The sequence below is a fragment of the Dactylosporangium sp. CA-139066 genome (genome assembly GCF_050936175.1).
Taxonomy (GTDB): Bacteria; Actinomycetota; Actinomycetes; order Mycobacteriales; family Micromonosporaceae; genus Dactylosporangium.
In genome coordinates this window covers 318,644-332,476 of sequence record NZ_JBNJNH010000001.1, presented here as the reverse complement: position 1 = coordinate 332,476, position 13,833 = coordinate 318,644, and the positions used below count along the sequence as shown (strand labels likewise).

The 13,833-nt window shown below is 72.5% G+C and carries 15 protein-coding genes; 5 read left to right on the top strand and 10 right to left on the bottom strand.

Features of this window, described 5'->3' with window-relative positions; all coding sequences use genetic code 11:
• The first annotated feature begins 87 nt into the window (after positions 1-87).
• Positions 88-684: a TetR/AcrR family transcriptional regulator gene (locus ACQEVU_RS01545; protein ID WP_433319349.1), complete on the top strand. Its 597-nt coding sequence runs from the start codon at positions 88-90 to the stop codon at positions 682-684.
• A gap of 3 nt (positions 685-687) precedes the next feature.
• Here ACQEVU_RS01545 and ACQEVU_RS01540 read toward each other — a convergent pair whose 3' ends face one another.
• Genes ACQEVU_RS01540 through ACQEVU_RS01525 form a run of 4 tightly spaced genes read right to left on the bottom strand, consistent with a single transcriptional unit; the run spans position 688 to position 3,881 of the window.
• The gene (locus tag ACQEVU_RS01540) at positions 688-1,026 is read right to left on the bottom strand and encodes a cytidine deaminase (protein ID WP_433319346.1); all 339 of its coding nucleotides are present in this window, start codon (positions 1,024-1,026) and stop codon (positions 688-690) included.
• Positions 1,019-2,365: a hemolysin family protein gene (locus ACQEVU_RS01535; protein WP_433334746.1), complete on the bottom strand. Its 1,347-nt coding sequence runs from the start codon at positions 2,363-2,365 to the stop codon at positions 1,019-1,021. Before ACQEVU_RS01535 ends, ACQEVU_RS01540 begins: the two co-directional genes overlap by 8 nt.
• Entirely contained in the window at positions 2,338-2,793 is a 456-nt protein-coding gene (gene ybeY / locus ACQEVU_RS01530; protein WP_433319344.1) for an rRNA maturation RNase YbeY, read from the bottom strand. The genes ACQEVU_RS01535 and ybeY overlap by 28 nt, the downstream gene beginning before the upstream one ends.
• 14 nt (positions 2,794-2,807) lie before the next feature.
• Entirely contained in the window at positions 2,808-3,881 is a 1,074-nt protein-coding gene (locus ACQEVU_RS01525) for a PhoH family protein (protein WP_433319341.1), read from the bottom strand.
• A 243-nt stretch (positions 3,882-4,124) separates the two neighbouring features.
• On the opposite strand from ACQEVU_RS01525, the gene ACQEVU_RS01520 reads away from it, so the two are divergent.
• Positions 4,125-4,907 carry a VOC family protein gene (locus ACQEVU_RS01520; RefSeq protein ID WP_433319338.1) on the top strand — a complete coding sequence of 261 codons (783 nt, stop codon included), beginning with the start codon at positions 4,125-4,127 and terminating at the stop codon, positions 4,905-4,907.
• Here the strand turns inward: ACQEVU_RS01520 and ACQEVU_RS01515 are convergent.
• Entirely contained in the window at positions 4,904-6,253 is a 1,350-nt protein-coding gene (locus ACQEVU_RS01515; RefSeq protein WP_433319335.1) for a serine hydrolase domain-containing protein, read from the bottom strand. The genes ACQEVU_RS01520 and ACQEVU_RS01515 overlap by 4 nt on opposite strands.
• Positions 6,250-6,603: an HIT domain-containing protein gene (locus ACQEVU_RS01510; RefSeq protein ID WP_433334744.1), complete on the bottom strand. Its 354-nt coding sequence runs from the start codon at positions 6,601-6,603 to the stop codon at positions 6,250-6,252. The genes ACQEVU_RS01515 and ACQEVU_RS01510 overlap by 4 nt, the downstream gene beginning before the upstream one ends.
• A 51-nt stretch (positions 6,604-6,654) precedes the next feature.
• Between ACQEVU_RS01510 and ACQEVU_RS01505 the strand changes: the two genes are divergently transcribed.
• On the top strand, positions 6,655-7,497 hold the full coding sequence (locus ACQEVU_RS01505; RefSeq protein WP_433319332.1) for an SDR family NAD(P)-dependent oxidoreductase: 843 nt from the start codon (positions 6,655-6,657) through the stop codon (positions 7,495-7,497).
• A gap of 556 nt (positions 7,498-8,053) precedes the next feature.
• On the opposite strand, the gene ACQEVU_RS01500 is transcribed toward ACQEVU_RS01505, so the two are convergent.
• Genes ACQEVU_RS01500 through hrcA form a run of 3 tightly spaced genes read right to left on the bottom strand, consistent with a single transcriptional unit; the run spans position 8,054 to position 10,922 of the window.
• Positions 8,054-8,752 (bottom strand): 16S rRNA (uracil(1498)-N(3))-methyltransferase, encoded by a 699-nt coding sequence (locus ACQEVU_RS01500; RefSeq protein ID WP_433319329.1) that lies wholly within the window; start codon positions 8,750-8,752, stop codon positions 8,054-8,056.
• A complete protein-coding gene (gene dnaJ / locus ACQEVU_RS01495) occupies positions 8,749-9,873 on the bottom strand; it encodes a molecular chaperone DnaJ (RefSeq protein ID WP_433319326.1) in 1,125 nt (374 codons plus the stop codon). The genes ACQEVU_RS01500 and dnaJ overlap by 4 nt, the downstream gene beginning before the upstream one ends.
• 26 nt (positions 9,874-9,899) lie before the next feature.
• Positions 9,900-10,922 (bottom strand): heat-inducible transcriptional repressor HrcA, encoded by a 1,023-nt coding sequence (gene hrcA / locus ACQEVU_RS01490; protein ID WP_433319323.1) that lies wholly within the window; start codon positions 10,920-10,922, stop codon positions 9,900-9,902.
• Positions 10,923-11,106: 184 nt separating this feature from the next.
• Here hrcA and ACQEVU_RS01485 point away from each other — a divergent pair, with 184 nt between their 5' ends.
• Positions 11,107-11,748, top strand: coding sequence for a DUF4870 domain-containing protein (locus ACQEVU_RS01485; protein ID WP_433319320.1), 642 nt, complete (start codon positions 11,107-11,109; stop codon positions 11,746-11,748).
• 63 nt (positions 11,749-11,811) lie between these two features.
• Here the strand turns inward: ACQEVU_RS01485 and hemW are convergent, their stop codons facing one another.
• A complete protein-coding gene (gene hemW / locus ACQEVU_RS01480) occupies positions 11,812-13,008 on the bottom strand; it encodes a radical SAM family heme chaperone HemW (protein ID WP_433319317.1) in 1,197 nt (398 codons plus the stop codon).
• 17 nt (positions 13,009-13,025) lie between these two features.
• On the opposite strand from hemW, the gene ACQEVU_RS01475 reads away from it, so the two are divergent.
• Complete coding sequence (locus ACQEVU_RS01475; protein WP_433319314.1) at positions 13,026-13,802, top strand: enoyl-CoA hydratase-related protein; 777 nt, start codon at positions 13,026-13,028, stop codon at positions 13,800-13,802.
• The last annotated feature ends 31 nt before the right edge of the window (positions 13,803-13,833 follow it).

Sequence of the window (13,833 nt, the reverse complement as noted above, 5' to 3'; positions counted from 1 at the left end):
AGGGAGAACGAACGTTCTGTCTCCTCGACAATGACGCCCGAGGGTCGACGTGTCAAGACCGAACGTTCTGTCGCTACCATGGGGCCCATGGCGCCCAGCGACACCGAGACCCGGCCGTCCGAGGCCCGGGACCGGCTCCTGACCACGGCGGCCGGCATCTTCTACGGGCAGGGCATCCACTCGGTCGGCGTGGATCGGATCATCGCCGAGGCGAAGGTGACCCGGGCCACGTTCTATCGGCACTTCCCCGGCAAGGAGGACCTCGTCCTCGCCTATCTGCGGGCGGCCGACCAGGCCATCCGCGGCCAGGTGGACGCGGCCGTCGCCGGCGGCCTACCGGCGCCCGACGCCCTGCGGGCCATTGCCGAGTCGATTGCCCAGGGCATCCGGTCCCCCGGCTTCCGCGGCTGCGCCTTCCTCAACGCCGTGGCCGAGTATCCCGATCCCGGCCACCCCGTGCACCGGGCCGTCCTCGCGCATCGGCAGTGGTTCCTCGACACGATCAGCACCCTGATGGCGAGCGTCCGCGAAACCGGGGCCGAGGCCGCCGCGCAGCACTTCGTCATGCTGCGCGACGGCGCCATGGCGGCCGGCTGCCTGGTCGACCCGGCGCCGATCTGCGAGACGTTCCTGCGCGGCGTCGACGGACTCGTCCGGGCTCACGCCGCCCGAGAGGCGTCCTGAGCGTCAGTCCTCGACGGTGGCGAAGACCGCGGCGTCCGGTGTGGCCAGGTGGATCGGCGCGGCCGGGGCGACGTCGCGGACCGCGGCGTGGCCCAGCGGGTCGAGGGCCGAAGCCTCCGTCACCACCGCGGCCGCCTCCAGCTTCGTCGCGCCCGACGCCACCGCCGACGCGACCGCCAACTGCAGGGCCGTGAACGACAGGGACGGCAGGGAGACCGTGGCCGCGTTGTAGGTGCGGCCGTCCTGGTCGCGCACCGCCGCGCCCTCGACGGCGCCGATGCGCGCCCGGGCCGCCCGGGCCAGGGTGACCAGCTTGGTGTCCTCGGCGGACAGGTCAGGCATCGGCGTGCTGCCTCTCGGTCTCGTGGCTGGCGCGGTCGTCGTCCGACGGTTCGGCCCGCCGGACGAGCAGGGTCTCGATGCGGTTGCGCCGGCCGGTGGCGCCCTCGGCGACGAGGACCAGGCCGCCGACGACCGCGGTCGCGCCCGGGATCGGGACCCGGCCGAGGGCCTGGGCCAGCAGGCCGGCCACCGTCTCGACCTCGTCGGCGGGCAGCTCCACGCCGAACAGCTCGCCGAGGTCCTCGATCGGCAGGCGGCTGGTGACCCGCACGGCGCCGTCGGGCAGCTCCTCGATCGGCGGGCGCTCGGCCACGTCGTACTCGTCGGTGATCTCGCCGACGATCTCCTCGAGGATGTCCTCGATCGTGACCAGGCCGGCCGTCCCGCCGTACTCGTCGATGATCACGGCCATGTGCGTGCGCTTGGCCTGCATCTCGCGCAGCAGGTCGTCGACCGGCTTGGACTCGGGCACGAACGTGGCGACGCGCATCACCTGGGCGACCGGGATGTCCGCCGCGGCCGGGTCGTCGCCGGCGGTGCGGCGCACGAGGTCCTTGAGGTACACGATGCCGAGCACGTCATCGACGTTCTCCCCGACCACGGGGATGCGCGAGAAGCCGCTGCGCATCGCGAGCATCAGGGCCTGGCGGACGGTCTTGTGCGCCTCGATCCAGACCATCTCGGTGCGGGGCACCATCACCTCGCGGGCGATCGTGGTGCCCAGGGCGAAGACCGAGTGGATCATGTCCCGCTCGCCGTGCTCCACCACGCCACGCTGCTCGGCGATGTCGACGAGCTCGCGCAGCTCGATCGTGGTGGCGAAGGGGCCCTCGCGGTAGCCCTTGCCGGGGGTCACCGCGTTGCCGATGAGGATCAGCAGGCGGGCCAGGGGGCCCAGGGCCGTGCCGAGCCAGCGCACCGGCGGGGCGGCGAACCGGGCCACGTGGTAGGCGTGCTGGCGCCCCATCGTGCGCGGGGCCACGCCGACGACGACGAAGCTGATGACGGTCATGACGCCGGCGGTGATGAGCGCGGCGAGCCAGTCGCGGTCGCCGCCGACCCACGCGGCGGTCTGCAGCGCCACCAGCGTGGTCGCGGTCAGCTCGCACAGCAGGCGCAGCAGCAGGAGGAGGTTGATATATCGGGCCGGGTCGGCGGCGACGACCTCGAGCGCGCTCGCGCCGGGCCGGCCCTCGCGGGCCAGCTCGTGCGCGCGCGCCGGGGAGACGACGTTGAGCGCCGCGTCGGTCATCGCGAACAGCCCCGCCAGCACGACGAGCCCGGCGGCCGTCGTCAGCAGGGTGACGTCACTCACGACTTTCGCCAGCTCTCCAGCAATCGGGCCTGGAGGCCGAACATCTCGGCCTCCTCCTCGGGCTCGGCGTGGTCGTACCCGAGCAGGTGCAGGATGCCGTGGACGGTGAGCAGCGCGAGTTCGTCGATGGTGGCGTGCCCGGCGGTGGCGGCCTGCTTGGCGGCCACCTCCGGGCAGAGCACGATGTCGCCGAGCAGCGCCGGCTCGCCGGAACCCTCGCCGGGCCCATGGTCGACGCTACCCTCGTCCATCGGGAAGGCCAGGACGTCCGTCGGGCCGTCGCCGTCCATCCAGCGGTGGTTGAGCTCGGTCATGTACTCCACGTCGACGCACAGGATCGACAGCTCGGCGAGCGGGTTGACACCCATCTCGTCGAGGGCGTGGCGCGCCACCGCGAGAATGGTGTCGGAGTTGACGTCGGCACCGGACTCGTTGGCGATCTCGATGGACAACAGGGCTCCCGAGGCTATCTGCGTCGCCCGGGCCGGCCGCCCTGTGCGGCGCGGTCCGGGACGGCGCGCACCGGCTGCTGAGCCTCCTGCGCTTCGTCCCAGCGGGCGTAGGCGTCGACGATGTCACTGACCAGCCGGTGGCGCACGACGTCGGCGCTGCCGAGGGCGGCGAAGTGGACATCTTCGACGCCGTCGAGGATCTCACGGACGACGCGGAGGCCGCTTCGGGTCCCCCCGGGCAGGTCGACCTGGGTCACGTCGCCGGTGACGACGATCTTCGAGCCGAAGCCGAGCCGGGTCAGGAACATCTTCATCTGCTCGGGCGTGGTGTTCTGGGCCTCGTCCAGGATAATGAAGGCGTCGTTGAGGGTGCGGCCGCGCATGTACGCCAGCGGCGCCACCTCGATCGTCCCGGCCGCCATCAGCTTCGGGATGGACTCCGGGTCGATCATGTCGTGCAGGGCGTCGTACAGCGGCCGCAGGTAGGGATCGATCTTGTCGTAGAGCGTGCCCGGCAGGAAGCCCAGTCGCTCGCCCGCCTCGACCGCCGGCCGGGTGAGGATGATCCGGTTGACCTGCTTGGCCTGCAGCGCCTGGACGGCCTTGGCCATGGCGAGGTACGTCTTGCCGGTGCCCGCCGGGCCGATGCCGAACACGATCGTGTGCTGGTCGATGGAGTCGACGTAGCGCTTCTGGCCCAGGGTCTTCGGCCGGATCGTGCGGCCGCGCCGGGACAGAATGTTGAGGGTCAGCACCTCCGCCGGGCGCTCGGCCGTGTTCTGCTGCAGCATGCCGACGGTACGCCGGACATTGTCCGCGGTCAGGATCTCTCCCTTGCGTACCAGCTCGATGAGTTCGCTGAAGATGCGCTCGGCCAGCGCATTGTCCGCGGCGGCGCCGGTGATGGTGATCTCGTTGCCCCGAACGTGCACATCGCTCTGCACCGACCGCTCGACGAGCTTGAGAATCTCGTCGCCGGCCCCGAGCAGCCTGACCATCACGTGCGGGTCGGGAACGGTGATCTTGCTGATGGCCCGCACGGGCTGCTCCGGCGATGCTGCCGGCACGGGGTTTGGGGTCTCGGTCATACCTTGGCCGCGTTGGGCCTCAAGCACCTGCTTCCGGGCTCGCTCCTGCCTGGGCTGATGTCCAGGCTCTTCATGGTATCGGCTGGGCGCCGCTGTCACCTTTCTCATTTTGGCCGTCGGCCGGATCCCATATTCACCACCTACCGGTTCGGCCGATCATGCCGTTCGTCGCCATTCGCCCGCGCGGGGCCCACCTGTGCTGGTAGGGAGGCAGATGACCGATTCGACAGGAGGCCTCAAGCGATGGTGGAGCGCACCGGATACATCGACGGCGAGCCCTGCTGGGCCGATGTCGTGGCGGCCGACGTACCGGCCGCGCGGCACTTCTACGAGGCCCTGTTCGGCTGGACGTACCTCGACAGCGGACCGGAGTTCGGCCACTACGTGATGTGCCTGAAGAACGGCCGGGTCGTCGCCGGGATGAGCCCGCCGATGCCCGGGTCCGAGCAGCTTCCGGCCGCCTGGAGCCTGTACCTCATGTCGCACGACCTCCCGGGCACGGCGCTGCGCATCGAGGAGCACGGCGGCAAACTGCTGGTGCCGCCGATGGAGATCCCGGACAACGGCCGCATGCTCTTCGCGATGGACCCGTCCGGCGCGGCGTTCGGCGCGTGGGAGCCGGGCCGGCACACGGGCTCGCAGCTGTTCGACGAGGACGGCGCCCTGTGCTGGGCCGAGGTGAACACCCGCGAGCCGACCGTGACCGACTACTTCTACCACGGCCTGTTCGGCTACCGGCAGCACCGCATCGGCGACGACGGTCCCGGCGCGGAGGGCTTCGACTACTCGGCGTGGAGCCTCGGTGACGCCGACCCGGTCGCCGGCCGCCTCACGATGACGTCGGCCTGGGACGGCGTGCCGGCCCACTGGACCGTCTACTTCGCCACCGACGACACCGACGCCGCCGCCGCGCGCGTCCTGGCCGCCGGCGGCCGGGTGCAGCACGGCCCGTTCGACTCCCCGCACGGCCGGCTGGCCGTGATCGAGGACCCGAACGGGGCCGTGTTCACGCTGATCAACCGCTAGAAGCGGTGCCCGTCGAAGGCCTCCTGCCCCCGGGTGAAGCGGTACGTCGCCCAGTGCATCCGCACCACCCGGCCGTCCGCGTCGCGGGTCAGCCGCAGCAGCTCGCCCGCCTCGCGGCCGGACACGGTGCGAAACACGTCGGGCTCCCCGTCGACCGGGGCGAACACCGCCGGGGGCCGCTTGGCCACCGCCTCGACGGCGCGGGCGTGCAGGGTGCCGTCGTGCCAGCTGAAGGTGTACTCGAACCCCTCGCCCCACCAGCGGCCCAGCGCCGAGCGGTACTCCGGCGGCGCCGCCGGACCGGGCACCCAGGGCTCGATGTCGGCCGGGTCGTGCTCCACCACGGCGGCGAGCAGCTCATGCGGCAGCTCGGTGACCTCTCCCGCGGTACCGGATGATCCAAGGGAGGCGACGGCCAGGCCTTTCGGCGTGCCGGAACCACCGACCCGGCCGTAGGCCGCGGCCAGGAAGCCCGGCATCGCGCCGTCGTGCCCCACGTGCACGACCCGCTCGGCCCCCGGCTGCGGCTGCACGATGAGCCCCAGCCCGAAGGCGCGCGCCCAGAGCACGTCCTCGGTGACCGCCTGCGGTACGCGCATCTCCTCGACGGTCGCCGCGGACAGCACCGTGCCGTTGGGGTCCATCTCGCGCGGGTCGGCCAGGAACGCCGCCCAGCGGGCCAGGTCGGCCGCGGTGCTCCACAGCTGCGCGGCCGGCCCGATGGCCCCGAAGTCGTCGAGCGGCTCCGGGTGGGCGTAGTCCGACCAGGCGTCGACCTGGTACCCCGGGATGGGCCGCCGCGGCGTGACGGCGACGTCGTGCAGCCCGAGCGGCTCGAGGATCCGCTCGCGCAGCGCCTCCTCCCACGTGCCGCCGCGCAGCCGCCCGACGAGGTGCCCGAGCAGGGCGATCGCCAGGTTGGAGTAGTGGAACCGCCGCCCCGGCGGCAGCACCTGCTCGGCCCGGTCGAGCTGGGCGAGCAGCGTCTCCACGTCCGGCGCCTGCATGGTGTCCCACATGTCCCCGTAGGGCTCGCGCTGCAGCCCGGACAGGTGCGAGAGCATCCGCCCGACGGTCAGCTCCCCGTGCGCCTTGACGGGCAGGTGCCGCGCGATCGGATCGCCGAGCTCGAGCAGCCCATCGTCGCGGCACTGCATGACCAGCACCGCCGTGAACGTCTTGGTGATCGACCCCATCCGCAGCTGACTGCCGGCGTCGACCCCCTCACCGACCTGGTAGGTCCACAGTGGACGATCCGCGCGGTGCACGGCGACGCTGATCCCCGGCACCCGGCCGTCCGCCTGGACCTTCTGGACCATTCTCTGGTACCGCTGGACGGCCTTCATGCGCTGACCATCGGCCCGAGCGCCCGCCCGCCCAGGACGTGCGCGTGCACGTGGAAGACTTCCTGCCCGCCGTGCTCCCCGGTGTTGAAGATGACCCGGAACCCGCCCCCGGTCAGCCCTTCCTCCTCGGCCACGGCGGCGGCGGCCGCGAGCACCTCCCCGGCGAGCCCGGAGTCGGCCGCGGCCAGCGCGGCGACGTCGGCATGATGCTCTTTGGGGATCACCAGGACGTGGACGGGCGCCTTGGGCCCGATGTCGCGAAACGCCAGGGTGGTCGCCGTCTCATGCACGACGGTCGCCGGGAGGTCACCTTTGACGATCCGGCAGAACAGGCAGTCACTCGTCACGATTCGCATCCTATGGCGTCGTGAAGCGTCGATCTTGGCCGCTAGGGTACGCATATGGCAGATCGAAGGGTCCTGGTCACCGGCGCGTCCCGCGGCATCGGCGCCGCCATCGCCCACGCGTTCGCCGCGGCGGGCGACCGGGTGGCCGTCCACCGCCGCACCGGCAACGACCCGGCCCTCCCCGGCGAGGGCCACACGGTCGTCACCGGCGACCTCCACGACGCCGCCTCCCACGCGTTCGCCGCGGCGGGCGACAGCGTGCCCGTCCACCGCCGCACCGGCGGCGCCCTCGCCCTCCCCGGCGAGGGCCACACGGTCGTCACCGGCGACCTCCACGACGCCGCCGCCACCCGCGCCCTGGTCGACGCCGCCGCCACCGCCCTCGGCGGCCTGGACGTGGTGGTGAACAACGCCGCCGTGTACGTCGAGCACAAGATCCTCGACACCGACTACGACCAGTGGCAGGCCGCCTGGCACGACACCCTGGCCGTCAACCTGCTGGCCCCCGCGAACGTCTGCTGGGCCGCGGCCCGCCACCTCCCCGCGGGCGGCCGGATCGTGAACGTGAGCTCCCGCGGCGCGTACCGCGGCGAGCCCGACCACCCGGCCTACGGCGCCGCGAAGGCCGGCCTGAACTCCCTGACCCAGAGCCTGGCGAGGGCCCTGGCCCCGCGCGGCATCGCGGTGACGGCGGTCGCTCCGGGCTTCGTGGCCACGGACATGGTCTCCGAGCTGCTGGCCTCGCCGGCCGGCGAGGCGATCCGCGCCCAGAGCCCTCTGAACCGCGTGGCGACGCCGGAGGAGATCGCGGCGGCGGTGCTGTTCCTCGCCTCCCCGGAGGCCGAGTGGGCAACCGGCACCATCCTGGACCTGAACGGCGCCAGCTACTTCCGCTGACAACCCCGCCCCGCGCTTCGGAGGTGCGCACACGCCAAGCCGGTCCGCTCCACGCCGCGAAACCGTCGCTCATGCACCCCCGACGCTCGACCGCTCCGCCCGGGTGCACAAACCGACCCGCGGCCGGCACGACCGAATGCCACACTGCGGCGGCGACGCCGCGACCAGCACCCCCGACGTCCCTGCGACCCCGGCGCGCTCCGCAACGCCGCGCTTCCGCACCGCGGGACCCGCCGCCGCTCGCACCGCCGACAAGACCGGACGCTTTGCACCCCGGCAACGCCGCCGCCCGGTCCGCCCGGGTGCACAAACCGACCCGCGGCCGGCAACGACCGCACCGCTCAATGCCACAGTGCGGCGGCGACGCCGCGACCAGCACCCCCGACGGCCCTGTGTCCGGCGCGCTCCACAACGAGGCGCTTCCGCACCTCGCGGGCGCACACACGATAAGTCGGGCGCTCCGCGCCGCGACTTATCGGATTTATGCCCCGGCAGGCGAAAAGTCGGAAATATCCGGACGCGCCAGTGTCCGGATATTTCCGCGGTCGTAAGAGCGCTACCAGCGGGCCAGGCGGACCGACAAGGCCGCTACCGCCGCCGCGCCGGCCGTCGACGTGCGCAGGACTTCGGGGCCGAGGCGGACCGCGGTGCCCGCCAGAGCCTCCAGCTCCTCCGGAGCCACGCCGCCCTCCGGGCCCACGACCAGTGTGATCGAGCCGGTGGACGGCAGCGGCACCGCGGACAACGGGGTCGAAGCCTCCTCGTGCAGGACCAGCACCGTGCCGGAGAGGGAGAGCTGCCGAGTCGGGCACGCCGGCGTGACCTCGGGGAGCCAGGCGCGGCGGGACTGCTTCGCGGCCTCGCGAGCGGTGGAGCGCCAGCGCTCCAGAGGCTTCGCGTCCTTCCACCGGGGAATGCTGCGGGCCGCCGGCCAGGGGACGATGCGGTCCGCGCCGACCTCGGTCAGCAGCTGTACGGCCAGTTCCGCCCGCTCACCCTTCGCGATGCCCTGGACCACCGTGATGGACGGGTCCGCGGCCGGCGTGAAGGTGGGGGCCTCGACGGCCAGGTCGAGCGCGCCCTTGCGGGCCGCGAGCACGACGGCGCGGGCCTGGGCGCCGCGGCCGTCGCCCAGCAGCAGCGCCTCCCCGACGGAGAGGCGCTGCACGTTCGCGGCGTGGTGGCCCTCCGGGCCGTCCAGCGTGAAGCGGTCCGCCGGGGGGAGCGCGTCGACCAGGAACAGGGGCAGGCTCACGCGTGGCCGTTGAAGGCGTCGCGCATGCGGGAGAAGAAGCCGCCCTGCTTCGACAGCTCGGCGACCTCCTCGCCGCGGCTGCGGGCGAACTCGCGCAGCAGGCGCTCCTGCTCCGGCTCCAGGCGGGTCGGGGTGCGCACGTCCAGGTGGACGTAGAGGTCGCCGCGGCCGGCGCCGCGCAGGTGGGGGACGCCCTTGCCGCGGATGCGCAGCGTGGAGGTCGGCTGGGTGCCGGCCTTCACGTCGACCATCTCCTCGCCGTCCAGCGTCTTGATGGTGAGGCGGGTGCCGAGCGCGGCGGCGGTCATCGGGACCGTGACGCGGCAGTGCAGGTCGTCGTCCTTGCGCGAGTAGACGTCGTGCGGGCGCTCGTGGATCTCGACGTAGAGGTCGCCGGGAGGACCGCCGCCGGGGCCGACCTCGCCCTGCTGGGCCAGGCGGATGCGCATGCCGTCCTCGACGCCGGACGGGATCTTCACGGTGAGCGAGCGGCGGGTGCGGACCCGGCCGTCGCCGCCGCAGGTCGCGCACGGGTGCGGGATGACCGTGCCGAAGCCCTGGCAGGCCGAGCACGGGCGGGCGGAGACGACCTGGCCGAGGAACGTGCGCTGCACCGACTGGACCTCGCCGCGGCCCTGGCAGATCTCGCAGGTCTGCGGGTGGGTGCCGGGCGCGGTGCCGGCGCCCTGGCAGGTGCCGCACACGACCGCCGTGTCGACCTGGATCGGCGCCTCGACGCCGAAGGCCGTCTCGTGCAGGTCGAGGTCGAGGCGCAGGATCGCGTCGGCGCCGGGGCGCACGCGCGGCCGGGGGCCGCGGGCGGACTGGGTGCCGAAGAAGGCGTCCATGATGTCCTGGAAACCGACGAACGCGCCGCCGGCCGGGCCGGCTCCGCCGCCGCTGGGGGCCAGCGGGTCGCCGCCGAGGTCGACCATCTCGCGCTTGCGAGGGTCGGAGAGGACCTCGTACGCAGCGTTGATCTCCTTGAACTTCTCCTGCGCCGCCGGGTCGGGATTGACGTCCGGGTGGAACTCGCGGGCCAACCGACGGTAGGCCCGCTTGATCTCATCGGCCGTGGAGTCCCGCTTGACGCCGAGAATCCCGTAATAGTCCTTCGCCACTGAGTCCTATGCCCCTGAGATAGATGTCAACTCTGTGCCAGCAGATCGCCGACGTAGCGTGCAACGGCGCGCACGGTCGCGATGTTTCCGGGGTAGTCCATGCGGGTCGGGCCGAGCACACCCATGCCGCCGACGACCATCGAGCCGGGACCGTAGCCGGTGGCCACGATCGACGCGGTTCGCAGGTCCTCGATCTCGTTCTCGTCGCCGATGCGCACCCGGGTGATGCTGGGCTCGACCTCGCCGAAGAGCTTGAGCAGGATGACCTCCTCCTCGAGCGCCTCGAGGATCGGCCGGATGGAGCCCTGGAAGTCCAGCAGGCCGCCGCGGGCCAGGTTGGCGGTGCCGGCGAGCGCGATGCGCTCCTCGGTCCGCTCGACCAGCGTCTCCAGCAGTACCGTCGAAAGGGCCGTCATCGGGGGACGCAGGCTCGGCGCGGCCTCCTCGACGAGCGCCGCCACCAGGGGCGGCGTGTCCACCAGGCGCTTGCCGACCAGCTTCTCGTTGATGACCCGACGCAGCTCGGTCACGTCGTCGGCCAGGATCGGCCCGGGCAGGTCGACCAGGCGCTGCTCCACCCGGCCGGTCTCGGCGATCATCACCACCATGAGCCGCGTGGTGGAGATCGGCACCAGCTCGAAGTGCCGCACGCTCGCCCGGGACAGGCTCGGATACTGCACCACGGCCACCTGCCGGGTGAGCTGGGCGAGCAGCCGCACGGTGCGGTGGACCACGTCGTCGAGGTCGACCGCGCCGATCAGGAACCGCTCGATCGCCCGGCGCTCGGCCTGGCTGAGCGGCTTGACCCGGGAGAGCTTGTCGACGAACAGCCGGTAGCCGGCGTCGGTGGGCACCCGGCCCGCACTGGTGTGCGGCTGCCTGATGTACCCCTCCTCCTCCAGCACGGCCATGTCGTTGCGGACCGTCGCCGGGGAGACCCGCAGGTTGTGCCGCTCGACGAGCGCCTTGCTGCCGACGGGTTCCTGAGTGGCGACGTAGTCCTCGACGATGGCGCGAAGCACCTCAAGCTTGCGCTCGTCAAGGGCCATGGCACCTCCTCGAAGACTGGCACTCCCAGATAGTGAGTGCCAGTCTACGTCAGTCGCGCAGGGGCACGCGATGATCGTTTGGCGCACGATAGACGGCAAGGCCGCTGGACAGGGCGAAAGTTGTCCAAAAGAAGTCATGTCGTGTCGCTGGCGCCGCTTGATCGGTGCACCTACGGTGGCCACCATGAGTGAGCCACCTCGCCCCCCGGGGGATTACGGCATGCCGTCGGACCCCAACTCCGGGTATCCGCCCCAGCCGCCCGTGTCGGGCGGCGGTTACGCTCCGCCGCCGTCGAGCGGTGGCGGCGCCTACGCCCCTCCGCCGACCTCCGGCGCGGGCTACCAGCAGCCGGGCTATGAGCAGCCCGGCCAGTACCAGCAGCCGGGGTATCAGCAGCCCGGGTATCAGCAGCAGGGCTACCAGCAGCCCGGCAACGCCTACGGCCAGTACCAGCAGCCCGGCGCCTACGGCGCGCCCGGTGTCGGCGGCCCGGCCCCGGTCGGCTACGCCAACAGCGACGAGAAGACGTGGGCGCTCATCGCCCACTTCGGCCCGATCCTCGTCGGCTTCATCGCCCCGCTCGTGGCGATGCTGGCCAAGGGCAACGAGTCGCCGACCGTCAAGGCGCACGCCGTCGAGGCGCTGAACTTCCACATCACGTGGGGCATCATCATCTTCGTCGGCGCCATCCTCTCCGTGTGCACGTTCGGCCTCACGCTGATCGCGCCGTGGATCGTGGCCATCGTCTTCTCGATCATCGGCGGCATGAAGGCGAACAACGGGGAGCTGTACCGCTACCCGATGACGTTCCGCATGGTGAAGTAGTCCAACCGAACGCCCGAACCCGAAAGGGCGGCCGCACCTCGGGGCGGCCGCCCTTTGTCGTATTCACGTCAGTGCGCGCGCGACCCCGTCGGCGAGCAGCCGGCCCCGCAGCGTCAGCACGGCCCGGCCGGCTTCGAACGCGCCCGGCTCCAGCTGCCCGTCGGCCAGGCACTCGCGCGCGGCCGCGAGCCCGGCGGCGTCGAGCACGGACAGCGGCAGGCCGTCGGCGAGCCGGATGCGCAGCAGCACGTCCTCCATGTGCCGTTCCTCCGCCGTCAGTACCTCCCGAGCCTGCCCCGGCGACGCCGAGTCGGCCAGGCGCGCCGCGTACGCGTGCGGGTGCTTGACGTTCCACCAGCGCACCCCGCCGACGTGGCTGTGCGCCCCCGGCCCGAGCCCCCACCAGTCGCCGCCGCGCCAGTACAGCTCGTTGTGCCGGCACGGCGAGTCCTTCGACCAGTTCGACACCTCGTACCACGTGAAACCGGCCGCGCGCAGCGCCTCGTCGGCGGCGATGTACCGGTCGGCGGCGACGTCGTCGTCGGGGTACGGCAGCTCGCCCCGGCGCATCCGCGCGGCCATGCGCGTGCCGTCCTCGACGATGAGCGCGTAGGCGCTGACGTGGTCGACCCCGGCGTCGACGACCGCGCGCAGCGAGGCGGCGAAGTCCTCCGGGCGCTCTCCCGGCGTACCGTAAATGAGGTCGAGATTGACCCGGTCGAAGCCGGCGGCCCGGGCCTCGGCGGCGACCAGCGGCGGGCGCCCCGGCGTGTGGCGGCGGTCCAGCACCGCCAGCACGTGCGGCGCGGCGGACTGCATGCCGAGCGAGATCCGATTGAAGCCGGCCGCCCGCAGCTCGCGCAGCGACGCCGCGTCCACCGACTCCGGGTTGGCCTCGGTGGTGACCTCGGCGTCCGCGGCCAGGCCCCACGTGCGGTCGATGCCGTCGAGGATGCGCCCGAGCTCGGCCGGGGGCAGCAGCGTGGGCGTGCCGCCGCCGAAGAACACGGTGTCGACCCGCGGCGGGCGGACCACCTTCGCGGCCAGCGCCAGCTCGTCGAGGACCTGCTCGGCGTAGCCGGCGCTCAGCACGCCCTCGCTCGCCGTGTAGGTGTTGAAGTCGCAGTACCCGCAGCGGGACGCGCAGAAGGGCACGTGGACGTACACGCCGAAGCCGGATCGGCCGGCGCCGTCGGCGACCCCGTCGGGCAGGCTTCCGTCGCGCGGCATCGGCTCGCCGTCTGGTAGTGCTCCGGGCATTTCACTAGTGTGCCCGCATGTCTCTCGTGCGGTCACAAACCGAGCGGGGCGTGGCGACCCTCACCCTGGACAGCCCCGCCAACCGCAACGCACTGTCGACGGCCCTCATCGACGAGCTCCTGTCCGCGCTCGCCGCGGCCGAGGCCGACGCCGGGGTCCGGGCGGTGGTGCTCACCCATACCGGGCCGGTCTTCTGCTCCGGCGCCGACCTGAAGGAGACCGCGGCCGCGTTCGGTACCGGCCGGCCGCCGATCAGCCGCCTCGGCGACGTGCTCGCCGCGATCTGGGAGGGCGGCAAGCCGGTCGTGGCCCGGGTCGCCGGCCCGGCGCGGGCCGGCGGGCTCGGCCTCATCGCCGCCGCCGACATCGCCGTGTGCAGCACCGACGCGACCTTCGCGTTCACCGAGGTGCGCATCGGGGTCATCCCGGCAGTGATCTCGGCCACAGTGCTGCCGCGGCTGTCCTCCCGGGACGCCGCCGAGCTGTACCTCACCGGGGCCACCTTCGACGGCACCCGGGCCGCCCGGGCCGGGCTGGTGACCGCCGCCGTCGACGCGGCCGAGCTCGACGCCGCCGTCGCCGGCTACGTCGCCGACCTCGCCAAGGGGGCGCCCGGCGCCCTGGCCGGCGCGAAGGCGCTGCTGCGGCGCCGGACATCCGACACCTTCCGCGACGAGATCGCGGCGCTTACGGAGCTGTCTGTCGGATACTTCGGATCCCCGGAGGGCATGGAAGGCATCATGGCATTTCGGGAAAAAAGGGCCCCAAACTGGGTACCCGACGGCGCCGCCTGACCCCGCGCGCTGGCGGGCTGCACGTACGCTG